This window comes from Actinoplanes sp. NPDC051851 (genome assembly GCF_040681165.1).
In the GTDB taxonomy this organism is placed as follows: domain Bacteria; phylum Actinomycetota; class Actinomycetes; order Mycobacteriales; family Micromonosporaceae; genus Actinoplanes.
In genome coordinates, this window is record NZ_JBFAYF010000064.1 from 1 (window position 1) to 22,410 (window position 22,410).

Annotated in this window: 21 protein-coding genes; 13 read left to right on the forward strand and 8 right to left on the reverse strand. The window is 73.0% G+C overall.

Annotated elements, in window-relative coordinates; genetic code table 11:
- Positions 1-774: 774 nt before the first annotated feature.
- Complete coding sequence (locus AB0M08_RS38955; RefSeq protein WP_364504953.1) at positions 775-1,590, forward strand: ABC transporter ATP-binding protein; 816 nt, start codon at positions 775-777, stop codon at positions 1,588-1,590.
- 1 nt (position 1,591) lies between these two features.
- Positions 1,592-2,482, forward strand: coding sequence for a ribokinase (locus AB0M08_RS38960; RefSeq protein WP_364504955.1), 891 nt, complete (start codon positions 1,592-1,594; stop codon positions 2,480-2,482).
- 44 nt (positions 2,483-2,526) lie between these two features.
- Here AB0M08_RS38960 and AB0M08_RS38965 read toward each other — a convergent pair whose 3' ends face one another.
- From AB0M08_RS38965 to AB0M08_RS38985, 5 genes are all read right to left on the reverse strand, one after another.
- The gene (locus AB0M08_RS38965) at positions 2,527-3,426 is read right to left on the reverse strand and encodes a methyl-accepting chemotaxis protein (protein WP_364504957.1); all 900 of its coding nucleotides are present in this window, start codon (positions 3,424-3,426) and stop codon (positions 2,527-2,529) included.
- Positions 3,423-3,962 (reverse strand): PAS domain-containing protein, encoded by a 540-nt coding sequence (locus tag AB0M08_RS38970; RefSeq protein WP_364504959.1) that lies wholly within the window; start codon positions 3,960-3,962, stop codon positions 3,423-3,425. The genes AB0M08_RS38965 and AB0M08_RS38970 overlap by 4 nt, the downstream gene beginning before the upstream one ends.
- A gap of 31 nt (positions 3,963-3,993) precedes the next feature.
- Positions 3,994-4,935, reverse strand: coding sequence for a methyl-accepting chemotaxis protein (locus AB0M08_RS38975; protein WP_364504961.1), 942 nt, complete (start codon positions 4,933-4,935; stop codon positions 3,994-3,996).
- Positions 4,936-5,024: 89 nt separating this feature from the next.
- The gene (locus tag AB0M08_RS38980; RefSeq protein ID WP_364504963.1) at positions 5,025-5,378 is read right to left on the reverse strand and encodes a hypothetical protein; all 354 of its coding nucleotides are present in this window, start codon (positions 5,376-5,378) and stop codon (positions 5,025-5,027) included.
- On the reverse strand, positions 5,375-5,836 hold the full coding sequence (locus tag AB0M08_RS38985; RefSeq protein ID WP_364504965.1) for a DUF6232 family protein: 462 nt from the start codon (positions 5,834-5,836) through the stop codon (positions 5,375-5,377). The genes AB0M08_RS38980 and AB0M08_RS38985 overlap by 4 nt, the downstream gene beginning before the upstream one ends.
- Before the next feature lie 69 nt (positions 5,837-5,905).
- Between AB0M08_RS38985 and AB0M08_RS38990 the strand changes: the two genes are divergently transcribed.
- Positions 5,906-6,679: an enoyl-CoA hydratase-related protein gene (locus tag AB0M08_RS38990; protein WP_364504967.1), complete on the forward strand. Its 774-nt coding sequence runs from the start codon at positions 5,906-5,908 to the stop codon at positions 6,677-6,679.
- Positions 6,680-6,710: 31 nt separating this feature from the next.
- Positions 6,711-9,422: an Hsp70 family protein gene (locus AB0M08_RS38995; RefSeq protein WP_364504969.1), complete on the forward strand. Its 2,712-nt coding sequence runs from the start codon at positions 6,711-6,713 to the stop codon at positions 9,420-9,422.
- 122 nt (positions 9,423-9,544) lie between these two features.
- Here AB0M08_RS38995 and AB0M08_RS39000 read toward each other — a convergent pair whose 3' ends face one another.
- Genes AB0M08_RS39000 through AB0M08_RS39010 form a run of 3 tightly spaced genes read right to left on the reverse strand, consistent with a single transcriptional unit; the run spans position 9,545 to position 10,626 of the window.
- Positions 9,545-9,880, reverse strand: a complete 336-nt coding sequence (locus AB0M08_RS39000) for a PLD nuclease N-terminal domain-containing protein (RefSeq protein ID WP_364504971.1) — start codon at positions 9,878-9,880, stop codon at positions 9,545-9,547.
- A gap of 39 nt (positions 9,881-9,919) precedes the next feature.
- Complete coding sequence (locus AB0M08_RS39005; protein ID WP_364504973.1) at positions 9,920-10,237, reverse strand: DUF202 domain-containing protein; 318 nt, start codon at positions 10,235-10,237, stop codon at positions 9,920-9,922.
- A gap of 5 nt (positions 10,238-10,242) precedes the next feature.
- Positions 10,243-10,626, reverse strand: a complete 384-nt coding sequence (locus tag AB0M08_RS39010) for a DUF202 domain-containing protein (protein ID WP_364504975.1) — start codon at positions 10,624-10,626, stop codon at positions 10,243-10,245.
- Positions 10,627-11,034: 408 nt separating this feature from the next.
- Here AB0M08_RS39010 and AB0M08_RS39015 point away from each other — a divergent pair, with 408 nt between their 5' ends.
- From AB0M08_RS39015 to gatA, 9 genes are all read left to right on the forward strand, one after another.
- Positions 11,035-11,814, forward strand: a complete 780-nt coding sequence (locus AB0M08_RS39015; protein WP_364504977.1) for an electron transfer flavoprotein subunit beta/FixA family protein — start codon at positions 11,035-11,037, stop codon at positions 11,812-11,814.
- 21 nt (positions 11,815-11,835) lie between these two features.
- The gene (locus AB0M08_RS39020; protein ID WP_364504979.1) at positions 11,836-12,768 is read left to right on the forward strand and encodes an electron transfer flavoprotein subunit alpha/FixB family protein; all 933 of its coding nucleotides are present in this window, start codon (positions 11,836-11,838) and stop codon (positions 12,766-12,768) included.
- Positions 12,769-12,899: 131 nt separating this feature from the next.
- Positions 12,900-14,075, forward strand: coding sequence for a cysteine desulfurase family protein (locus AB0M08_RS39025; RefSeq protein ID WP_364504981.1), 1,176 nt, complete (start codon positions 12,900-12,902; stop codon positions 14,073-14,075).
- Positions 14,076-14,085: 10 nt separating this feature from the next.
- The gene (gene mnmA, locus AB0M08_RS39030) at positions 14,086-15,174 is read left to right on the forward strand and encodes a tRNA 2-thiouridine(34) synthase MnmA (RefSeq protein ID WP_364504983.1); all 1,089 of its coding nucleotides are present in this window, start codon (positions 14,086-14,088) and stop codon (positions 15,172-15,174) included.
- Positions 15,167-16,162 (forward strand): methionine synthase, encoded by a 996-nt coding sequence (locus AB0M08_RS39035; protein ID WP_364504985.1) that lies wholly within the window; start codon positions 15,167-15,169, stop codon positions 16,160-16,162. The genes mnmA and AB0M08_RS39035 overlap by 8 nt, the downstream gene beginning before the upstream one ends.
- Positions 16,163-16,200: 38 nt before the next feature.
- Positions 16,201-18,420 (forward strand): NAD-dependent DNA ligase LigA, encoded by a 2,220-nt coding sequence (ligA, locus tag AB0M08_RS39040; protein ID WP_364504987.1) that lies wholly within the window; start codon positions 16,201-16,203, stop codon positions 18,418-18,420.
- A 162-nt stretch (positions 18,421-18,582) separates the two neighbouring features.
- On the forward strand, positions 18,583-20,655 hold the full coding sequence (locus AB0M08_RS39045) for a bifunctional diguanylate cyclase/phosphodiesterase (protein ID WP_364504989.1): 2,073 nt from the start codon (positions 18,583-18,585) through the stop codon (positions 20,653-20,655).
- Complete coding sequence (gatC, locus tag AB0M08_RS39050) at positions 20,628-20,927, forward strand: Asp-tRNA(Asn)/Glu-tRNA(Gln) amidotransferase subunit GatC (RefSeq protein ID WP_364504991.1); 300 nt, start codon at positions 20,628-20,630, stop codon at positions 20,925-20,927. The genes AB0M08_RS39045 and gatC overlap by 28 nt, the downstream gene beginning before the upstream one ends.
- A 2-nt stretch (positions 20,928-20,929) precedes the next feature.
- Entirely contained in the window at positions 20,930-22,393 is a 1,464-nt protein-coding gene (gatA, locus tag AB0M08_RS39055) for an Asp-tRNA(Asn)/Glu-tRNA(Gln) amidotransferase subunit GatA (protein WP_364504993.1), read from the forward strand.
- Positions 22,394-22,410 lie beyond the last annotated feature (17 nt).

The following is a 22,410-nucleotide window of genomic DNA, read 5'->3' on the forward strand; positions in this document are numbered from 1 at the left end:
GAACTGCTCGGCCAGCCGATCGAGGTGCTGGTGCCGGACGCCGCCCGCAGCCCCCCAACCTTGCATGGTTTCGGCTTGCGCTTGCACCGTGGTACCTGCTGGCTGGGTGCATGGCCGGCCCCGCACTTCACCTCCAGCCCCGTAGTCCGGCTACCGCGCGGCGCCCACCCCAGCCCCCCACCTCACGCAGGCCAACCACCTGCCGGTTCAAGCGAATAGACCGCGCCGCCCACCCTCAAAGCTCGAAAGCCTTGAAAGCCTTGAAAGCCTTGAAAGGCTTGTAAGGCTCGAAGGCCGAAGGCTTGTAAGGCTTTGGAGGTCTCGCACGCTTAGGGTGAGAGAGCCGACCTAGCGAGTTCGGACGGTTCGGAACCCCCCGGGGTGACCGGCGCGGTCTATTCGCCTGACCCGGCAGGTGGCCGGCCTGCGCGACATGCCGCCTGGAGCACCCACCACGCGGTAGCCGGACCACGGCGCTGAAGGCGAAGTCCGACCGTGCCAGGCACCCAGCGGAGAGCAACCGATCCCCTGGCGAAAGCGAAAACCATGCAAGGTTGGGGCGGAGGGTGGGCATGCAGGGCATAAATGCCTCACCGCCCTGCATGCCCACCCTCCGCCCCAACCGTCACAGGGCGAGAAAGCCGACCGCCCCATTCCGCAGATGCCCCCACACCCCCCCGGAACGACACGACGCGAGACCACGATCGGCGACCACGAGGAGGAACGGGCGGCACGGCGTCCGGCCGCCCCCTCCCCCCGTGGTTGGATGGACGCGTGCTGGAGGCTGCCGTACCGAACCCGCCCGACGAGGACACCGTTATCGCCTTCGATCGCGTTACCGTGGTGCGCGGCGGGAATCACCTGATCAACAGCCTGTCGTGGCAGGTCGAGCTGGATGAGCGCTGGGTGGTGCTGGGCCCGAACGGGGCCGGCAAGACCACGCTGCTCAACCTTGCCACCGGGCAGCTGCATCCGACCCGGGGCACGGCGTACGTGCTGGCCGAGCGGCTGGGGCGGACCGACCTGAACGAGTTGCGTACCCGGGTGGGGCTCACCACGGGACGCCTCGCCGACCGGATCCCGCCGGACGAGAAGGTGCTCGACGTGGTCGTCACCGCGGCCTGGTCGGTGGTCGGCCGGTGGCGGGAGACGTACGACCCGCAGGACGTGGCGCGGGCCCGGGAGCTTCTCACCCAGCTGGGCATGGGCGCGCTGGCGGACCGCGAGTTCGGCACCCTGTCCGAGGGGGAGCGCAAGCGTACGCAGATCGCCCGGGCGCTGATGACCGACCCCGAGCTGATGCTGCTGGACGAGCCGACCGCCGGTCTCGACCTGGGTGGCCGGGAGACGCTGATCCAGCACCTGACCGAGCTGGCCCTGGACCCGGACGCGCCGGCCATGGTGATGGTCACCCACCACGTGGAGGAGATCCCGCCGGGCTTCACGCACGGGCTGCTGCTGCGCGAGGGCACCGTGGTCGCCTCCGGTCTGCTGGGCGAGGTGCTGACCGCGGAGAATCTGACGAAGACGTTCGGGCTGCCGCTGGTCGTGGACCGGATCGGCGACCGGTACACGGCCCGGGCCGGCTGAGGTGACGACCCGTGTCGTCGTGGTGGGCAGCGCCAACATGGACCTGGTCGGGCTCGCCGAGCGGCTGCCCCGGCCGGGGGAGACGGTGCTCGGCGACGACTTCGTGATGACCGCGGGCGGCAAGGGCGCCAATCAGGCGATCGCCGCGTGCCGGGCGGGTGGCGCGACGACGTTCCTCGGCGCGATCGGGTCGGACGCGTTCGGGGTCACCCTGAGCGCCCGGCTCACGGCCGCGGGCGTGGACACGTCACACCTGCGTACCGCGTACGGCGCGTCCGGTGTCGCCGTGATCATGGTGGACCGGGCCGGGGAGAACTCGATCCTGGTCAGCCCCGGCGCGAACCAGACGTTCCTGGATCTGGGCGAGGCCGAGCGGGCCGCCGTGGCCGGCGCCGACGTGCTGCTCTGCCAGCAGGAGATCCCGCTGTCCACGGTGGCCGCCGCGCTGACCGCCGGTCGTGCGGCCGGCACCCGGACGATCCTGAACGCGGCGCCCGCCCGGGATCTGCCGGCCGGCCTGCTCGACCGGGTGGATCTGCTGGTGGTGAACGAGACGGAGGCGCGGGCCATCACCGGCCGCGCCGAGCCGGAGGTCGCCGCGCTGCTGGAGCTGGTGCCGCGGGTGGTGCTCACGCTCGGCGGCGCCGGTTCCCGGTACGCGGACCGCGACGGCCGCGACGTTCGGGTGCCCGCCTTCGCGGTGGAGGTCGCGGACACCACCGCGGCGGGGGACGCCTTCACCGGCGCGCTCGCGGTGGCCTGGGGCGAGGGGCGCGATCTGGTCGACGCCGTCCGGTGGGCGAACGCCGCCGGGGCCGCGTGCGTCCGCCGGATCGGCGCCAGCAACGCCCTGCCGGAGCGAGCGGAGATCGACGCCCTCTATCAGGGCTGAGGCCGTGGGCCGAGGGGCCGGGCTGAAGCCGTGGGCAGAAACGGTCAGGGCTGACGGGCCTGAACGAGGAAGCGGGTGACCTCTGCCCGTAGCACCTCGGCCAGCTCGGTCAGGCCGCTCTCCTCGGTGTTCTCGCCGCCCTCGACCGCGGTCGCGATTCCGTCGATCAGGCCGCTCATCTCGCGGATGCTCTCGGTGACCGAGCGGAGCACCCGGACCGCGTCGGCCGAGGCCTGCTGGACCGCGTCGACCTGGTCCATGATCTCGCCGCTGGACTCGCCGGTCTCGTTCGCGAGCGTCTTGACCTCGTTGGCGACCACGCTGAAGCCGCGACCGGCGGTGCCCGCGCGGGCCGCCTCGATCGAGGCGTTGAGCGAGAGCAGCTGGGTCTGCATCGCCACCCGGTTGATCAGGTCGACCGCGTGCCGGATCTGGCCGGAGGAGCGGCGCAGCTCGGTCACCGTCTCCAGGCCCTGCTCGGCGTCGCCGACCGCGCGCCGGGCGAAGTCGGACAGCCCGTTCGCGGAGCGGCCCATCTCGCCGGCCGCCGAGGCGATCCGGGTGGAGAGCGCGAGGACGGCCGTCTCCAACTCGTCGGCGAGCCGGACCCGGGCGGTGGCGGCCTCGGCGATCTCCCCGGCCTTGCCGCTCATCGCGTCCATCGAGTCGCTGATCTGCACGGCGGCCCGCCGGTACGCCCCACCCATCCCGGCCACCAGGAAGCGCCGGTGGAACGCGCCGCTCGCGCCCGCCGCCGAGGCCGCGCCCGCCTCCCGGACGAACGCGTCGGTCCGGTCCAGCAGCTCGTTGATCGCGAGCCGGGCCTCGCCGGCCGCCTCGGACTCGCCGAGCGGCGGTACCCGGGACTCCAGGTCGCCGGAGGCGGCGCGGCGGCACACCTCGGCGATCTCGAAGAGAGCCTCCTCCGGCTCCGGGGCGGTCATCCCCGGCCGCCGGCGAGGTCCCAGACCAGTTCGTCGTAGGTCCGCCCGCGTTCGGCCAGGACCTGGTCCAGGGCCGCTGTCCCGGCGACGACGGCGTCCTGCGGGCGGTCGTGGCGGCGTTCGGCGGCGCGCAGCACGCCGTAGAGCTCGTCGGCGGCGGCGACCGCTGGGCGCGACGGCACCCGCCGGTTCGAGTGGTATCCGATCACCCGGCCACCGGTGTCGAACGAGGGTGTGACGTGCGCGAAGACCCAGTAGTGCGCGCCGTCGGAGGCCAGGTTGACGACGTACGCGAAGATCTCCTGCTGTTCCTTGAGGGTGTCCCAGAGGAGTTTGAAGACGGCCCGGGGCATGTCCGGATGCCGGATCAGGTTGTGCGGCTGGCCGACGGCGTCCTCCTCGTCGAGCGCGGAGATCCGCAGGAAGATGTCGTTCGCGTAGGTGATCACCCCGCGCGGATCGGTCTTGGTCACGATCAGCTCGTTGTCGCTGAACGTGCGCTCCTTGCCCGTAGGGCGAACGCGAGTGGATTTCATAGTGCTTCCGATATTGCCGGAAAAAGTAGGTTTAGGACTTGCGAATCGTGGTGACGAATCGCGAAACCTCGGCGCGTAGCACCTCCGCCAGCTGGGACAACCCGCCGTCCTGTGCGTGGTGCGGCCCGCCGTCCACCGCGATCGCGATCCCCTCGACGAGGTCGCTCATCTCGCGGATCCGGTTGGTCACCGCCTCCAGGACGCCGATCGAGTCGGCGGCGGCCGCCTGCACCGCGTCCACCTGGCTCATGATCTCCTCGCTGGAGGTGCTGGTCTCGTTCGCCAGGCTCTTCACCTCGTTGGCGACCACGCCGAAGCCGCTGCCCGCCGAACCGGCCCGGGCCGCCTCGATGGTGGCGTTCAGCGCGAGCAGCCGGGTCTGCGCCGCCACCTTGTTGATCAGGTCGACGGCGTGCCGGATCTGGTCCGAGGAGGCGCGCAGCGAGGCGACGGTGCCCATGCCGCGCTCGGCGTCGGTGACCGCGTCGCGGGCGAAGTCGGCCAGCCCGTTCGCGGACGCGCCCATCTCGGTGGCGGCGGTGGCCACCTGTTCGGAAACGGTCAGCACCGCCGACTCCAGTTCGTCGGCGAGGGCCTGGCGCTCGCGGGCCGCTTCGGCGAACTGCGCGGCGGTCCGGCTCATCACCTGGTTGGAGTGGGTGATCTGCTGGGCCGCCGACCGGTAGATCCCGTTCAGGCCCTGGGCCAGGAAGCGGCGGTGGAACCGGCCCTCGGCGGCCGCGGACGAGGCGGCGCCGGACTCCCGGACGAACGCGTCCACCTGGTCCAGCAGGCCGTTCACCGCGGCGCGCAGCCCGGTGGCCAGGTCGGGCTCGCCGGGCGCGGGACTGCCCAGCCGCGGCACCCGGGCCTCCAGGTCGCCGTGGCGGGCCCGGTCGCAGACCTCGGTGACGACGCGTATCGCCTGGTCCAGGGTCTCGACCTCGGTGACGCCGGGCTTCGTTGCTCGCATGATGGTCTGATCGTGCCGAACGACGGGGCCCCGACGCGGCGAATCGTGGGATTGGTCGGCTCTTGACGGCCGTACCCCGGGGAACGCCCTTATCGCCGGATCCTGAGTGCCCAGGCGATCAGGGGTGCCTGCAGGGGCAGACGGCCGTAGGCGATCGCGCGCTGGGCGGGCGGCGCGTGCCGCCAGTCGATCGCCATTTTGACGTTCGCCGGGAAGACCGCGGCGAAGAGCGCGGCCGCCGCGAGCCCACCGGCCCGGCGGGTCCGCGGGTGCGCGATCGCGGCCGCCACCGCGATCTCGGCGACCCCGCTCAGGTACGTCCACGTGCGCGGCGACCCGGGCAGGGACCGCGGCACGATCCCGTCGAAGGGCTTGGGCGCCACGAAGTGCAGCACCCCGGTGGTGGCCAGCAGCCCGGCGAGTCCGGCGGCGTCCCGCCTCACCGGCGGACCGCCGGCTCGAGAGCCCGCTGCAGGGCACGGTAGACGCGCCCGAATCGCTGTGCGTTGTCCGTACGCAAGAGCAGAACCTCCCCGTCCGGCACCCGTCCCCAGATCTCCAGGCTGCGGGTGCCCCTGTCATAGCTGCGGTCGACCCGTTCCAGGAGCAGGTCGGCCACCGGCACGACCGCGAGCCCGGCCAGGACGCCGCCGATCGCCACCGAGATCGTGGTGGTGACCGCGGCCTCCATCATCAGCGCGAACCCGACCGCGAGCGCGGCCACCAGCAGCGGTGTCAGGATCGCCATCCCGAGCGCGCCGCGCCGGGCGATCGCACCCCACGAGCGCCGCCCCCGGGTGTGCCAGACCTGGATCAGGTCGCGATGACGGAACTCGCGGCCGTTCATGTGTACGCCGGACGACGTGATCAGCACGTCCGGATCCCGGTAGTACGTGGTCATCTCTCCTCCCCAGGGGACCCAATCTAACCGGTACCCGTCGTAGGCTGGCGGGCAAACGGAGGAGGCGGCGTGGGGGAGTTCGTACGGCTGGAGACCGCGGACGGGATCGGCGTCATCCGCCTCGAGCGGCCACCGATGAACGCGCTCAACACCCAGGTCCAGGAGGAGTTGCGGGCCGCGGCGGCCGAGGCGGCCGGCAGTGCCGAGGTCCGCGCCGTGATCGTCTGGGGCGGGGAGAAGGTGTTCGCCGCGGGCGCCGACATCACCGAGTTCACCACGGTGACGTACCAGGACATGGTGGGCCGGGCGGCCGCCCTCTCCGGCGCGTTCGACGCGGTCGCGCGCATCCCCAAGCCGGTGGTGGCCGCGATCACCGGCTGGGCCCTCGGCGGCGGGTGTGAACTCGCTCTCGCCTGCGACTGGCGGGTGGTGGCCGAGGACGCCAGACTCGGACAGCCGGAGATCAAGCTGGGCATCATCCCCGGCGCCGGCGGCACCCAGCGCCTGGCCCGGCTGATCGGCCCGGCCAAGGCCAAAGATCTGATCTTCTCCGGACGGATGGTCGACGCCGAGGAGGCCCTGCGGATCGGCCTGGCCGATCGGGTCGTCCCCGCCGACCGGGTGTACGCGACCGCCGTCGAGCTGGTGCGGCCGTACGTCACCGGGCCCGCTCTGGCGCTCCGGGCGGCCAAGCAGGCGATCGACGCGGGCCTCAGCATGGACCTGCCGGCCGGTCTCGCGCTGGAGTCGCACCTGTTCGCCGGCCTCTTCGCCACCGACGACCGGGTCGAGGGCACCACCGCGTTCGTCGAGAAGCGCAAGCCCGGCTTCACGGGAAACTAGGCCCGTCACAGGGACCCCCTAGACTGCTCACATGGCCATCGACCAGGGTGATCCGAAGCGGTACGCCCTCGGCATCGACTTCGGCACCTCGAACACCGTCGCCACCGCGCGATGGCCGGACGGGCGGGCCCGGCCGATCCTGGTCGACGGCTCGCCGCTGCTGCCGTCCGCGGTCTACGCCGAGGCCGAGGGGACGCTGCTGGTCGGGCGGGACGCCGTGCACAGCGCGCGGCTCGACCCGGCCCGCTTCGAGCCGAACCCGAAACGCCGTGTCGACGACGGCCTGGTGCTGCTCGGCGAGCGCGAGTTCGAGGTCATCGAGCTGATCACCGCGGTGCTGGCCCGGGTCGCCGAGGAGTGGCACCGGGCCGTCGGGCCGCACCGCCCGGAGACCACCCTGACCTGCCCGGCCACCTGGGGCGCGACCCGCCGCACGCTGCTGGCCGAGGCGGCCGCGCGGGCCGGTCTCGCCGGTGCCCGCCTGGTCGCCGAGCCGGTCGCCGCCGCCACCTACTTCGCCGAGGTGCTCGGCCGTGACGTGCCGATCGGCTCGGTCGTCATGGTGCACGACTTCGGTGCCGGCACCTTCGACGCCAGCCTCGTCTCGCGTACGGCCACCGGCTTCGAGGTGCTCGCCGTCGACGGGCGCGACGACCTGGGCGGCCTCGACGTGGACGCGGCGATCGTCGAGCACCTGCGGACGGACGCCTGGCAGTCGCTGCTCGAACCGGGCACGGTCGAGGAGCGGCGGGCGCGGCGGCAGCTCTGGGACGACGTACGGATCGCCAAGGAGCGCCTCTCCCGGGCCCAGTCCGCCGACTTCGTGGTCCCGATGCTCGACACCGAGGTCCACCTGACCCGGGACGAGCTGGAACAGGTCGCCCGCCCGGTGCTGGAGCAGACCGTACGGATCACCAAGCACCTGCTCGACGTCGCCAGGCTGCCGGAGGGCCGGCTGGCCGGGGTCTTCCTGGTCGGCGGGGCGAGCCGGATCCCGCTGGTCGCTACGCTGCTGCACCGCGAGTTGGGCGACGCGCCGGTCGCCATCGAGCAGCCGGAGCTGGTGGTCGCGGAGGGCAGCGTCCTGGCCGGTACGGCGGCGCTCTCCAGCGAGCCGGCGGCGTCGGTGCCGACCTCCGAGATGCGCCTGCCCTCCCGCGACCTGCCACCCGTCTCCCCGGCCGGCCCGAACCCGGTTTCGCCCGCGTGGCCGGGGCCCGCCGGTGCCTCCACCGCCTCCGCGCTGCCCGCTGCTCCGGTCTCTTCCACCTCCACCGGTTCTGCGGCGGCGATGGCATCCGCCGCGTCGCCGGAGCCCGTGGGTGGTGCTCCCGTGGGTGGTGCGACGGTGGTCGTGCCCGCGGTCTCCGTGCCCGAGGTCCCCACCCCGGAGGCCGTTGCTCCCGCGGGTGGTGCGACGGTCGTCGTGCCCGCGCTCGCCGCCTCGCCGTCGCCGGCGACGTCCGCCGTCATCTCGGTACCGGCCGTGCGGCAGGGTACGGACGGGGAGCCGTCGATCGCACCGGCGACGTCGGCCGTCATCCCGGTTCCGGCGCCGCGCAAGGCACCGGGCACGCAGACCTCCGTGCCGCGCAAGGCGCCGGGCTCGCAGACCTCCGTGCCGCGCAAGGCGCCGGGCTCGCAGACCTCCGTGCCGTCGCCGGGCGTACCCGGGGAGGAGGCGCCGGACGCCGGTACGCCGTTGCCGCGCCGTGCTCCGGGCTCCGCCGTGGCGGGTCCCACCCCGGGACCCGAGGAGCCGGGGGCGTATCCGGTGCTGGAGCCCTATCGGGGACCCGGGCACCGGATGGTGCCCGAGGCGTACCGGGCGCCGGGGGAGTCCGGGCCCGACCCGAACGCGGAGACCGAACCGCGGAGGCGACCCGATCTCGGCGGGATCGACGGGGATGCCGAGACGCAGCCCCGGAAACGGCCCGACCTCAGCGGCGCGGTCGGCGCGGACCCGTCGACCGACTCGCGACATCACTCCGGCCCGGCGGCGGGTTCACGGGAGAACTCCGGCCCGGCGGGTTCGCGGGAGCACTCCGCTCCGGCGGGTTCACGGGAGAACTCCGGCCCGGCGGCCGGCTCGCGGGAGCACCCCGAGTCGCTTCCGCCGCACCTGCGCCCGCCGGTCGACCCGTGGCCGAACGCCCAGCCGCTGACCTGGCAGCCGGACCCGGACGCTACCGTCGCCACCAGCCCGCCCCGGTACGAGGGCAGCAGCCCGTCCGGCCTGTCGAAACCGGACAACCGCCCACCGATCGTGCCGCGGCAGCCGCCCGGTCCGGATCGTCTGCAGTCGACCGGGCAGCGGTCCGGCGCGGTGTCCGGAAACGGTCGCGTGGGTGTCCAGCCGCGGCATGAGGGGCGGGTGGGCGTACCCCAGAATCAACCCGGCCCGGCACCGGCGCGCCCGGTCTCCCCGGCGATGGGCGCGGCCCGCCCGGTGTCGCCGCCCGCCGCCCGGGCGGTGGCCTCGGCGCGCCCGCAGCCGCCGACCGGAAAAGCGGCGAAGAAGGCCGGAAAGGCCGCGGCGAAGGCGGCGGCGAGGGCCGGGAAGGCGAAGAAGCGCCGGCCCGGCCGCGTCGTGCGCGCCTTCCAATGGCTGCTCAGCGTGCTGGCAATGGTCTTCGTGCCGCTGGCGGCGCTGGTGTTCGCCTACGGCTACGCGAACGGCACCCCGCTCCAGGAGGACGTCATCGACGTCTTCCGCGACATCGCCGGCCTGCTCGGCCTCTGACCTCGCTGCTCCTCGAACGGCGGTGCCGCCGGCAGCGGGACGGGTGCCGGTGCGGGGGCGGAGGAAGGGCACGTTCGCGGGTGCCGGGGCGGCGGCGCTGCACAACGAGGCGGTCTCGGGGGTCAGGGCTGCTGTTCGTCGTCGCGGCGGAGGTCGCGTTCCCACTGGGCCAGCAGCTCGCGGTCGCGGCGGGACTGTTCGGAGTCCATCGAGCGGAGGAAGTCGGGGTCGTCGTCCGGGGAGGACGGGCGGTGGTGCGTGGAGCGGTGGGTGGCCCGGTCGACCGGGCGGCCCCAGAGGTAGTAGGCGATCGGGCCGGCCAGCGGGACGAGGACGACGATCAGCACCCAGAGCGCCCGGGGCAGGTTGCGGACGCGCTCCGCCGACAGACTGCCGATGAGGGCCAGGATGAGCAGCACGAGCTCAGCCGCGGCGAGAAGGATGAACAACCGGACCATGCTCGCAATGATGCTCCTCCCGCGCTCCTCCGGCGACGATCAGAGCATGACAACCAGTCCGGCGATGACGGCGAGGCCCGCGGTGATCAGCGCGTAGGCCTCCACCGCGACGCCGGCGGGTTTCGGGGCGGCGTCGCGCAGGGCGTGCCCGCGAGCGAAGGAGAGGCCGATCATGGCGGCCCAGCCGGCCATCGCGAGGGCCGCGATCAGCCATTGCGTGGCTCCGGCGCCGGGTTCGAAGGCGGGGCGGATCTCCAGCAGCCCGACGGCCGCGGCGGACATGCCGGTCCGGCGCCAGGCCAGGCGGGTGCGTTCCGGGGCCGCTCCGGGATCTCGTACGGGGCCGGGATCTCGCACGGGGCTCAGAAGACGCGGAAGAGCACGGCGGCCACCAGCAGCACGGCGCCGACGGCCACCACGATCGCCAGCACCGCCGGGAAACGGGACTTGGGAAGGTCGGTGCCGAGGCGCATGGCCCGCTCGGTCCGCGCCCAATGGTCGACGGCGCGGAGCGCGACCAGGCCGCCGAGCACCAGCAGGGCGACCGAGATCACCTCGCGTAGCCGGGCGATCGGCAGCGGGGGCAGGAACTGGGCGCAGGCCAGCCCGCCCGCGATCAGCGCCAGTCCGGTGCGGATCCAGGCCAGGAAGGTGCGCTCGTTGGCCAGCGAGAAGCGGTAGTCGGGCTGGCTGCCGACGGTCGTCGCTCTCGCCGGGTCGAACCACTGCAGCAGGCCACCGAACACGAGCCGATTATTGACCTAATCAGTCGAGAATGTGGCTCCAGAGACTGCGGACTTCGTCACTGACGCAGGCTTCGCGGGGTCGCCCGCACCGGCACCACGGCGATTCCGGGGCCGCTCGGCCATGGGACTGTGGCCCCGGCTCAGGTGGCGGTGGTAGAGGATGGGACACGGACGGGCTCAACCCGTCCAGCAGTGAGGCGTTTCGGCCGGACATGTCATGACACCTCCTTCAACTCACTGTAGCGATCGTGATCGTGCTATGGGTGAGGTGTGTCACTCTGGGTGCCCGGCAACAGTAAAGCTACTGGCGGGTAACCTTTGCGACATGTACCCCCGGCCGCAACATGACGGCCGGTGGCCCGGTCGATCGCAACGGTGCGTTCAATACAGGAGGGTCGTAGGAGCGCGATGAACATCGTCGTACTGGTCAAGCAGGTGCCCGACTCCGGTGCCGAGCGCACCCTGAGCGCGAGCGACAACACCGTCGAGCGGGGCTCGGCGAGCAACGTCATCAACGAGATGGACGAGTACGCCATCGAGGAGGCGTTGAAGATCAAGGAAGCGCACGGCGGTGAGGTGACCGTGCTCACGGTCGGCCCGTCCGGCGCGACCGAGTCGATCCGCAAGGCGCTCTCGATGGGCCCGGACAAGGCCGTTCACGTGCAGGACGACGCGCTGCACGGCTCGTGCGCGGTGGCCACCTCCAAGGTGCTCGCCGCCGCTCTGAGCACGCTCAACGCCGACCTGATCCTCTCCGGCGCCGAGTCGACCGACGGCCGGGTCCAGGTGATCCCGCACATGCTGGCCGAGCGGCTGGGCATCGCGGCGCTGACCGGTGCGCGCAAGCTCACCGTGGACGGTTCGCAGCTGACCATCGAGCGGCAGACCGACGAGGGCTACGAGGTGGTCACCGCCGCCACGCCGGCCATCGTCAGCGTCTGGGACACCATCAACGAGCCGCGGTACCCGTCCTTCAAGGGCATCATGGCCGCGAAGAAGAAGCCGGTGCAGGCGCTCTCCCTGGGTGACCTGGGCGTGGCGGCGGACGAGGTCGGCGCGGCCGGCGCGACCAGCCGGGTCCTGGAGTTCACGAAGCGCCCGGCGCGGACCGGTGGCGCGAAGGTCGTCGACGAGGGCAACGGCGGCGAGCAGCTCGTCGCGTACCTCACCACCGAGAAGTTCGTCTGAGCCGGGAGAGGGAAGAGAGACATGGCTGAGGTACTGGTCGTCGTCGAGGCCGGCGTCAAGAAGGTCACGCTGGAGATGCTCACCATCGCGCGTGGGCTGGGCAGCGTCTCGGCGGTGGTGTTCGGCAGCGCCGACACCGAGAAGCTCGCCGAGTACGGCGCCGAGAAGATCTACACCGCGTCCGGCGCGGACGTCGAGGACCACGGTCCCGCCCCCAAGGCGACCGCGGTGGCCGAGCTGGTGAAGAGCGTGTCGCCCGCGGCGGTGCTGCTGGCGTCCACCCAGGAGGGCAAGGAGATCGCCGGTCGCCTGGCGGTCAAGCTGGACAACGGCCTGCTGACCGACGCGGTCGACCTGGCCGCCGACGGCACCGCGACCCAGGTGGTCTTCGCGGGCTCGACGATCGTCAAGTCCCAGGTGACCAAGGGCCTGCCGATCGTCACCATCCGGCCGAACTCGACGACTCCGGTCGCCGCGCCGGCCACCCCGTCCACCGAGGCGCTGACCGTGTCGGTGAGCGACAAGGACAAGCTGGCCACCGTGGTCGAGCGGGTCGCCGAGCAGAAGGGCTCGCGCCCGGAGCTGACCGAGGCCGGCATCGTGGTCTCCGGCGGCCGCGGCGTCGGCAACGCGGACAACTTCAAGGTGGTCGAGGAGCTCGCCGACCTGCTCGGCGGCGCGGTCGGCGCGTCCCGTGCCGCGGTCGACTCCGGCTACTACCCGCACCAGTTCCAGGTCGGCCAGACCGGTAAGACGGTCTCCCCGCAGCTCTACGTCGCGCTGGGCATCTCCGGCGCGATCCAGCACCGCGCGGGCATGCAGACCTCGAAGACGATCGTCGCGGTCAACAAGGACGCGGAGGCCCCGATCTTCGAGCTGGCCGACTTCGGCGTCGTCGGCGACCTCTTCAAGGTCGTACCGCAGGCCGCCGAGGAGATCCGCAAGCGCAAGTAACACCCGTTCCTGGTCACGGCCCGGCGTTCTGCGCCGGGCCGTCTCCCTTCGGCGGGTACGCCCGAACGCCCGCTGTCCTGTCGGTGGGACGCCGAGGGGCGGCGCCGGAGAGGAGTTCTAGAGTGGGTGGGATGGCCTACCTCGATCATGCGGCGACCACGCCGATGCTGAGCGCGGCGCTGGACGCTTATGCGGCGGCGGCGCGCGAGATCGGCAATCCGTCCTCCCTGCACGCGGCCGGCCGTGGCGCGCGACGGCTGGTCGAGGAGTCACGGGAGCGGATCGCGGCGGTGATCGGGGCGCGCCCCTCCGAGGTGGTCTTCACCAGCGGCGGGACCGAGGCGGACAACCTGGCCACCAAGGGCGTCTTCTGGGCGCGGCGCGTGGCCGACCCGCGGCGGACCCGGGTGGTCGCCTCCTCGGTCGAGCACCACGCGGTGCTGGACGCGGTGGACTGGCTCGGTGCGCACGAGGGCGCCGACGTGACGTTGCTGCCGGTGGACGCCGCCGGTCGCGTCGCCCCGGAGGGCCTCGCCGAGCTGATCCGGCTGCACGGTGAGCAGATCGCCGTGGTCAGCGTGCAGTGGGCGAACAACGAGGTCGGCACGGTGCAGCCGATCGCCGAGCTGGCCGCGGTGGCGGCGGCGGCCGGCATCCCGTTCCACACCGACGCGGTGCAGGCGGCCGGGCAGGTCCCGGTCGACTTCGCGGCGAGCGGCGCCGCGGCGCTCACCCTGACCGGGCACAAGCTCGGCGGACCGGTCGGCGTCGGCGCGCTGGTGCTCGGCCGGGACGTGGCCTGCACCCCGCTGCTGCACGGCGGCGGCCAGGAGCGGGATGTGCGCTCCGGCACCCTGGACACCCCCGGAGTGGTGGCGTTCGCGGTGGCGGTCGAGGCCGCGGTCCGTACTCAGGAGGAGTCCGCGGCCCGGGTCGCCGCGCTGCGGGACCAGCTGATCGAGCGGGTCCGGGGCGCGGTCGACGACGCGATCCTCAACGGCGACCCGGAGCACCGGCTGCCGGGCAACGCGCACTTCTCCTTCCCCGGCTGCGAGGGGGACGCCCTGCTGCTGCTCCTGGATGCGCAGGGGGTCTACTGCTCGACCGGTTCGGCCTGCTCGGCCGGGGTGGCCCAGCCGAGCCACGTGCTGCTGGCGATGGGTGCCGACGACGCGCGGGCACGCTCCTCTCTGCGCTTCACGCTCGGGCACGACAGCACCGGTGCGGACATCGACGCCCTCCTGGCCGCGCTGCCCGGCGCCGTGGAGCGGGCCCGCCGGGCCGGAGCCTGGAAGACCCCCAGATAGTCTGGAACGCATGCGAGTTCTTGCGGCCATGTCCGGTGGTGTCGACTCCGCCGTTGCCGCCGCCCGTGCGAAGGATGCCGGGCACGACGTGACCGGCGTGCACCTGGCGCTGGCGCGTAATCCCCAGACCTACCGGACCGGCGCGCGGGGCTGCTGCACGCTGGAGGACTCCCGGGACGCGCGCCGGGCGGCCGACGTGATCGGGATCCCGTTCTACGTGTGGGACATGGCCGACGAGTTCCACGCCGACGTGGTCGACGACTTCGTCGCGGAGTACGCGGCCGGCCGTACCCCCAATCCCTGCCTGCGCTGCAACGAGAAGATCAAGTTCGCCGCCGTGCTGGACCGGGCGGTGGCGCTCGGCTTCGACGCGGTGGTCACCGGGCACCACGCCCGTCTCGGCACGGACGGTCTGCTCCGGCGCAGCGTCGACCTGGCCAAGGACCAGTCCTACGTGCTGGCCGTGCTGAACCGGGCGCAGCTGGACCGGGCGGTCTTCCCGCTCGGCGACTCGACCAAGGAGCGGGTCCGCCAGGAGGCGGCCGAGCGCGGGCTCGCGGTGGCCGACAAGCCCGATTCGCACGACATCTGCTTCATCGCGGATGGTGACACGCGGGGCTTCCTGGCCTCGCATCTCGGGAACGCGCCCGGCGACATCGTGGACGGCCGGACCGGGGAGACGCTCGGTACCCACGAGGGCGCCTTCGGCTTCACGGTCGGCCAGCGGAAGGGCCTCGACCTGCGGGTTCCCGCCGCCGACGGCCGGCCCCGCTATGTTCTCTCGATCACTCCGGTGACGAACACGGTGACCGTCGGCCCGCGCGAGGACCTCGAGGTCGACGTGGTGACGGCCGATCGCCCGATCTGGCACGACGTCTCGCACGAGTCCGACTGCGAGGTGCAGCTCCGTGCCCACGGATCGGTGCACGCCGCCCGGGTCTCGGTGACGGGCGACGTGCTGGAGGCCCGCCTGGCCACCCCCGCCCGGGGTGTCGCCGCCGGGCAGGCCATCGTGGCGTACCGGCCCGACCCGGACGGCGACATCGTTCTCGGCTCGGCCACCATCACCGCCGGGGTCAAGGCGTCGGCGCATGTCTGACTTCCCCTGGCCGGCCGGGGCCGCGACCGGGATCGGCTCGCTGCCCGGCACCGACGTGGCCGAGGCACAGCGGATCGTCCTCGGCGAGCTGCCCGACCTGCCGCACCTGCCCGAGCTGCCGGAGCGCGGGCCGGGCGCCGAGATCATCGGGCGGACCGCGGGGTTCCTGGTCGAGCTCCCGGTGCAGCTCTACGCCGGGCGCTGGCAGGTCGCGGCCCGGCCCGGTAAGGACGCGCGGCGCACGGCCGACCTGCGGGAACGAGACCTGGATCAGCTCACCGAGCAGGCCGACGGCTTCACCGGCACGCTGAAGGTGCAGTCCGCCGGGCCGTGGACGCTCGCCGCGAGCCTGGACCTGCAGATCGGCGGGCGGATGCTGCGGGACCCGGGCGCGGTCCGGGACCTCACCGACTCGCTCGCCGAGGGGCTGCGCCGGCACGTCGACGACGTCCGCAAGCGGGTGCCCGGCGCGACCGTGCTGCTCCAGCTGGACGAGCCGTCGCTGCCGTCGGTGCTGGCCGGGCGGGTGCCGACGGAGAGCGGGCTGGGGGCGTACAAGCCCGTGGACACCCCGGACGCGGCGGCGCGGCTGCGGACCGTGGTGGAGGCGTCCGGGGCTCCGGTCGTCGTGCACTGCTGCGCTCCGGCGGTGCCGCTCCAGGTGGTCCGGGACTCCGGGGCCGCGGCGGTGGCGTTCGACCTCTCGCTGCTCAAGGACCTGGACCCGGTCGGCGAGGCGATCGAGGCGGGGCTGGGACTCTTCGTGGGGGCGGCGCCCACCCTGGCGGCCGCGGGGACGCGTCCCGACTCGAAGCAGATCGCCGAGCGGGTGCGCACCCTCTGGACCCGGCTCGGTTTCCCGGCCGCCCGGCTGCCCCGGCAGGTGGTCGTCACGCCCGCCTGCGGACTGGCGGGCTCCTCTCCGGCGTACGCGAGAAAGCTCTTGAAAGCCTGCGCGGAGGCGGCGAGAAGGATCGCCGAGGTCTGAGCCCGGATTTGTCGGGGGGTGCGACTACCGTGCCTCGTATGTCAGACGCAGCCCCGACTTCCGAGCAGGTGGCGGCCGCGGGCCGGGACCCGTCGCCGCAGGACAGCGCTCGCCACGCCGAGCTCGCCGACGAGATCCGCGGGCATCAGTACCGCTACTACGTGCTGGACGCACCGACGATCGCCGACGCCGAGTTCGACGCGATGCTGCGCGAGCTCGAGGCGCTGGAGGCGGAGTTCCCCGCGTTGCGGACGCCGGATTCCCCGACGCAGAACGTGGGCGGCAGCTTCTCCACACTCTTCACCCCGGTCGAGCACGCCGAGCGGATGATGTCGCTGGACAACGTCTTCGACCTGGACGGCCTCGCGGGCTGGGCGGAGCGGACCGTGCGCGACGCCGGCGGGCCGGTGCGCTTCCTCTGCGAGCTCAAGGTCGACGGGCTCGCGATCAACCTGACGTATGAGAAGGGCAGGCTGGTCCGGGGCGCCACCCGCGGCGACGGGCGCACCGGCGAGGACGTGACGCCCAACGTGCGGACCATCCGGGAGATCCCGGAGCGGCTGGCCGGCGACGACGTCCCCGACCTGCTGGAGGTGCGGGGCGAGATCTACTTCCCGGCCGAGGCGTTCGCCGACCTCAACGCGTCCCTGGTCGAGCAGGGCAGGGCGCCGTTCGCCAACCCGCGCAACGCCGCCGCCGGCAGCCTCCGGCAGAAGGACCCGCGGGTCACCGCGTCCCGCGGGCTGCGGATGGTGGTGCACGGGATCGGCGCGCGGGACGGCTTCACCCCGGCGTCGCAGTCACACGCGTACGAGGCGCTGAAGGCCTGGGGCCTGCCGACCAGCCCACGGTGGCGGCTGGTCGACGACATGGCCGGGGTGCGCGAGTTCATCGACTACTACGGCAAGCACCGGCACGACGTCGAGCACGAGATCGACGGCGTGGTGGTCAAGGTGGACGCGGTGGCGATCCAGGGCCGTCTCGGGTCGACCAGCCGGGCGCCGCGATGGGCCATCGCCTTCAAGTACCCGCCCGAGGAGGTCACCACGAAGCTGCTCGACATCGCGGTGAACGTGGGGCGCACCGGCCGTGTCACGCCGTACGCGATCCTCGAGCCGAAGAAGGTGGCCGGCTCGGTGGTCGCCCAGGCCACCCTGCACAACGCCCAGGAGGTGGCCCGCAAGGGCGTGCTGATCGGCGACACCGTGGTGCTGCGCAAGGCCGGCGACGTGATCCCGGAGATCCTCGGTCCGGTGATCGACCTGCGGCCCGCCGACGCCCGCGCGTTCGTGATGCCGGCCGACTGTCCCTCCTGCGGCACCCCGCTCGCCCCGGCCAAGGAGGGCGACGTCGACATCCGCTGCCCCAACTCGCGGGCCTGCCCCGGCCAGCGCTGGGAGCGGCTCAGCTCGGTCGGCAGCCGGAACGTGCTGGACATCGAGGTGCTCGGCGAGAAGGCGGCGCGGGCGCTGCTCGACTCCGGGGTGCTCTTCGACGAGGGCGACCTCTTCGCGCTGACCGAGGACGACCTGCTCCGGGTGCCGTTCTTCGTCAACCAGAGCGGCAAGCTGGGCAGTAACGCCGGCAAGATGCTGCGAAGCCTGGAGGAGGCGAAGTCCCGGCCGCTCTGGCGGATCCTGGTCGCGCTCTCGGTCCGGCACGTCGGCCCGACCGCGGCGCAGGCGCTGGCCCGCGAGTTCGGCTCGATGACCGCGATCGAGGAGGAGGTCGCCCGGCCCCTGGCCGTTCCGGCACCTCAGGCCGAGGCGGAGGCCGAGGTCGCGGCCGAGGCCGAGCCGGCGAAGCGGAAGCCCAGGGTGGTCGATCCGCTCGCCGAGGTGGAGGGCGTCGGCCCGATCATCGCGGACAGCCTGCGCGAGTGGTTCACCGTCGACTGGCACCGGGAGATCGTCCGCAAGTGGCGCGAGGCCGGCGTCCGGATGGCCGACGAACGGGTGGAGACCGGCCCGCGCCCGCTGGACGGGATGACCGTGGTGGTCACCGGCACGCTGGCGGGCTACACGCGTGACCAGGCGGCCGAGGCGGTCACCTCGCGCGGCGGCAAGGTGAGCGGCTCGGTCTCGAAGAAGACCGGCTTCGTGGTGGTCGGCGACAACCCCGGAAGCAAGTACGACAAGGCCCTCGCGCTCAAGGTCCCGGTGCTCGACGAGGCGGGCTTCGGGGTGCTGCTCGCCGACGGCCCGGAGGCGGCCCGGGCGGTCGCCGAGGTGGCACCGGTGGCGCCCGCGGAGGGCTGACGGCGGAGAGCCGAAAAACGCGGATCGACGTCACGCCAGCGGGTGAAATGATCGTTTGATCGCCTATAAGACCAGAAATCCGGCTAAGTGCTTTTGCTGGAAAGGCACCATTTTGGATCTATGGTGTAGGCGTTCAGTGATCAAGGCCAGCCTGGAGGACGCATGGATGCCGCCCGCCCGCGTACGGCTGCGCCCGGCCCCCGGCTACGCCGTGCGCTGATCGTCACGGCGGGCCTGGCCACCGCCGCCGGTCTGGTGCTCTGGGCCGCCGACCCGGGCGCGTTCCGGGGGTTGCCCGCGGCGTACTGGGTGATGGCGCTGCTGGCGCTCCTGGTCGACGCCCGCCCGCACCCGGTGCCCGACCGGCGGGTCCGGGCGGTGATCCTGCCGTCCATCTGCTTCACCTTCGCGATCGTGCTGGACCGGGGGCTCGCCCCGGCGCTCGTCGTCCAGCTGGCCGCGATCACCGTGGCCGGGGCGCGGATGCGCAGCCCGGTGCGCCGCTGGGTGCACCTCGCGCTCCAGCACACCGCGGCCCTCGGCGCCGCGGCCGCGGTCGCCGGGCTGGCGGTGCCGCCGATCGGCGCCCGGCCGGACTGGCGGGACGCGGCGGTGGCCTGCGCGGCGGCGGGCGCGTGGATCGCCGCCCGGTACGCGGTGGCGGCCGTGGTCCGGCGGTGGACGGCGGACCGGCGTACCCGCAGGAGGCGCCGCACCCGCGCCGACCTGCTGGCGACCGCCTCGCTGCTGCTGCTCGGCCCGGTGATCCTGGTCGCCGCCCGGGTCAGTCTCGCGCTGCTGCCGCTCGCCCTGCTCGCGCTGCACGCCGTGCACCGGACGGTCCGCTGGGCCGGCGACTCGGAGCGGGCCACCCGGGTCGACCCGCTCACCGGCCTGCCCAACCGCCGCGCCCTGCAGACCACCATGGCCGAGCGCGGCCCGGACCGGCAGCGCGCCCTGCTCCTGCTCGACCTGGACCGGTTCCGGACGGTCAACGACGCGCTCGGTCACCCGGCCGGCGACCGCCTGCTGGCCCGGGTCGCGGACCGCCTCACCGCGGTCGTACCCGAGCACGACCTGGTGGTCCGCCTCGGCGGCGACGAGTTCGCGGTGCTCGCCACCCGGGTCGAGGGCCCGGCGTCGGCCCGCCGGATCGCGCAGCACCTGGCCGAGACCCTGAGCCGTCCGTTCCCGCTGGACGGCACGCCGGTGGAGCTCTCCGCCTCGATCGGCATCGCGCTGCAGTCCGGCCGCCGGGACGGCGCCACCCTGCTGCGCGAGGCGGAGACCGCGATGTACGAGGCCAAGCAGCGCGGCGACCAGATCGCGGTGCACGGCCCGGACGCGCCGCACCACTCGCCGGACCGGCTGGCGCTCCTCGCCGACCTGCGCGACGCGCTGCGGCACGACGGCGCCGGGATACAGCTCTACTACCAGCCGCAGATCGCCATCGCGACCGGCGAGGTGGTCGGCGTCGAGGCGCTGCTGCGCTGGCGGCACCCGCGGCGCGGCGTGGTCGGCCCGGAGGAGCTGCTCCGGGTGGCCGAGCCGACCCCGGTGATGCGCCTGCTCACCGCGCACGTGCTGGACGAGGTGGTGGCGCAGCTGGCCGCCTGGCGGGAACGGGGCACGCCGCTGCGCGCCGCGGTCAACGTGAGCGCCCGCGACCTGCACGCCGGTGACGTGGCCGACCGGGTGAGCCGGCTGCTCCGCGAGCACGAGGTCCCCGCCGACCTGCTCCAGCTGGAGATCACCGAGAGCGCGCTGATGGCCGACCCGCACCGGGTGCTGGAGACGCTGACCCGGCTGGACCGGATGGGCGTCGCGATATCGCTGGACGACTTCGGCACCGGGTACTCATCCTTGCAGCATCTGCGCCGTCTGCCGCTCGCCGAGGTGAAGATCGACCGGTCCTTCGTGCTCGGCATGGTCGCCGACCGGGGGGACGCCGCGATCGTCCGCTCGGTGATCGGGCTGGCCGGGGCGCTCGGTCTGCGGGCCGTCGCCGAGGGCGTGGAGGACGAGGCGACCTGGCGGCTGCTCGCGGCCGCCGGGTGCCACACCGCGCAGGGGTGGTTCCACGCCCGCCCGATGCCGGCCGCCGAGCTGACCGGGTGGCTGAACCGGTACCGCCCGGTCCGGCCCGGGAAACGCGGCGAAATAGACTCGGGGCTCGCTGGTATTCCGTCGAACAATGAGGGGGCAGGATGGCCGCCATCTCCCGCGAAGAGGTAGCGCATCTCGCGCGCCTGTCGCGGCTCGCCGTGACCGAAGAGGAACTGGATCGATTCGCGGGTCAGCTCGACGTGATCCTCCAGTCGGTCGCCCGGGTCGGTGAGGTGGCCGCGGATGACATCCCGCCGACCTCGCACTCGGTTCCGCTGACCAACGTGTACCGCGACGACGTCCCGGCGCCGAGCCTGACGCAGGACGAGGCGCTCTCCGGCGCCCCGGACGCGTACGAGGGCCGGTTCCGGGTGCCGCGCATCCTGGACGAGGAGGAGTGACTGTGTCCGATTTGACCAGGAAGTCCGCAGCTGAGCTGGCCGCGCTGATCGCCTCCAAGGAGGTCTCCGCCGTCGAGGTGGCGACCGCGCACCTGGACCGTATCGAGGCTGTCGACGAGCGGGTGCACGCGTTCCTGCACGTCGACCGTGAGGGGGCTCTCGCAGCGGCAGAAAAGGTGGACAGGGGCGAAATTTCCGGACCGCTGGCCGGTGTGCCCGTCGCGGTGAAGGATGTCATCGCCACCAAGGGCGTGCCGACCACCGCCGCTTCCAAGATCCTTGAGGGCTGGAAGCCGCCCTACGACGCGACGATCGTCTCCCGGCTGCGTGAGGCCGGCACGATCATGCTCGGCAAGACCAACATGGACGAGTTCGCGATGGGCTCCTCGACGGAGTACAGCGCGTACGGCCCCACCAAGAACCCGTGGGACCTGGGCCGCATCCCCGGCGGCTCCGGCGGTGGCTCGGCCGCGGCGCTCGCCGCCTACGAGGCCCCGCTCGCCATCGGCACCGACACCGGCGGCTCGATCCGCCAGCCGGGCGCCGTCACCGGCACGGTCGGCGCCAAGCCCACCTACGGCGGCACCTCGCGGTACGGCCTGATCGCGTTCTCCTCGTCGCTGGACACCCCGGGCCCCTGCGCCCGCAACGTCGAGGACACCGCCCTGCTGCACGCGGCGATCGCCGGGCACGACCCGCGCGACTCCACCTCGATCCCGCAGCCGGTGCCGGACGTGGTCGCCGCCGCCCGCCAGGGTCTGCTCGGCGACCTGACCGGTGTCAAGCTCGGCCTGGTCAAGGAGTTCGCGGCGGACGGCTCCGAGCCCGGCGTCACCGCCGCGTTCCGGGAGTCGCTGGAGGCGCTGGTCAAGCTGGGCGCCGAGGTCGTCGAGGTCTCCTGCCCGAACTTCCAGTACGCCCTCCCGGCCTACTACCTGATCGCCCCGTCCGAGGCCTCGTCCAACCTGGCCCGCTTCGACGGCGTGCGCTACGGCCTGCGTGCCGGGGACGACGGCAGCCGGTCGCTCGAGGAGGTCATGTCGCTGACCCGGGAGGCCGGTTTCGGTCCCGAGGTCAAGCGCCGGATCATCCTCGGCACGTACGCGCTGTCGAGCGGCTACTACGACGCGTACTACGGGCAGGCGCAGAAGGTCCGTACCCTGATCACCCGGGACTTCCAGGCGGCGTTCGAGCGGGTCGACGTGCTCGTCTCGCCGACCACCCCGTTCACGGCGTTCCCGTTCGGATCCCGGACCTCGGACCCGTACCAGATGTACCTCGCCGACCTCTTCACCATCCCGACGAACCTGTACGGCGGCCCGGCCATCTCGGTCCCGTGCGGTCTCTCCGAGGGCCTGCCGGTCGGTTTCCAGATCATGGCGCCCACCCTGGCCGACGACCGGATGTACCGGGTCGCGGGTGCTCTCGAGTCCGCCGTCGGCACCTTCACCCCGCCGGCCCTCTGAGTATCGGAGAGGACCGG

Coding starts and splice junctions, on each gene's coding strand:
- AB0M08_RS38965 (WP_364504957.1), bottom strand. CDS start 3,426: ATGACCGCCCCGGAGCCGGAGGAGGCTCTCTTCGAGATCGCCGAGGTG.
- AB0M08_RS38970 (WP_364504959.1), bottom strand. CDS start 3,962: ATGAAATCCACTCGCGTTCGCCCTACGGGCAAGGAGCGCACGTTCAGC.
- AB0M08_RS38975 (WP_364504961.1), bottom strand. CDS start 4,935: ATGCGAGCAACGAAGCCCGGCGTCACCGAGGTCGAGACCCTGGACCAG.
- AB0M08_RS38985 (WP_364504965.1), bottom strand. CDS start 5,836: ATGACCACGTACTACCGGGATCCGGACGTGCTGATCACGTCGTCCGGC.
- AB0M08_RS38995 (WP_364504969.1), top strand. CDS start 6,711: ATGGCCATCGACCAGGGTGATCCGAAGCGGTACGCCCTCGGCATCGAC.
- AB0M08_RS39000 (WP_364504971.1), bottom strand. CDS start 9,880: ATGGTCCGGTTGTTCATCCTTCTCGCCGCGGCTGAGCTCGTGCTGCTC.
- AB0M08_RS39015 (WP_364504977.1), top strand. CDS start 11,035: ATGAACATCGTCGTACTGGTCAAGCAGGTGCCCGACTCCGGTGCCGAG.
- AB0M08_RS39020 (WP_364504979.1), top strand. CDS start 11,836: ATGGCTGAGGTACTGGTCGTCGTCGAGGCCGGCGTCAAGAAGGTCACG.
- AB0M08_RS39025 (WP_364504981.1), top strand. CDS start 12,900: ATGGCCTACCTCGATCATGCGGCGACCACGCCGATGCTGAGCGCGGCG.
- mnmA (WP_364504983.1), top strand. CDS start 14,086: ATGCGAGTTCTTGCGGCCATGTCCGGTGGTGTCGACTCCGCCGTTGCC.
- AB0M08_RS39035 (WP_364504985.1), top strand. CDS start 15,167: ATGTCTGACTTCCCCTGGCCGGCCGGGGCCGCGACCGGGATCGGCTCG.
- ligA (WP_364504987.1), top strand. CDS start 16,201: ATGTCAGACGCAGCCCCGACTTCCGAGCAGGTGGCGGCCGCGGGCCGG.
- AB0M08_RS39045 (WP_364504989.1), top strand. CDS start 18,583: ATGGATGCCGCCCGCCCGCGTACGGCTGCGCCCGGCCCCCGGCTACGC.
- gatC (WP_364504991.1), top strand. CDS start 20,628: ATGGCCGCCATCTCCCGCGAAGAGGTAGCGCATCTCGCGCGCCTGTCG.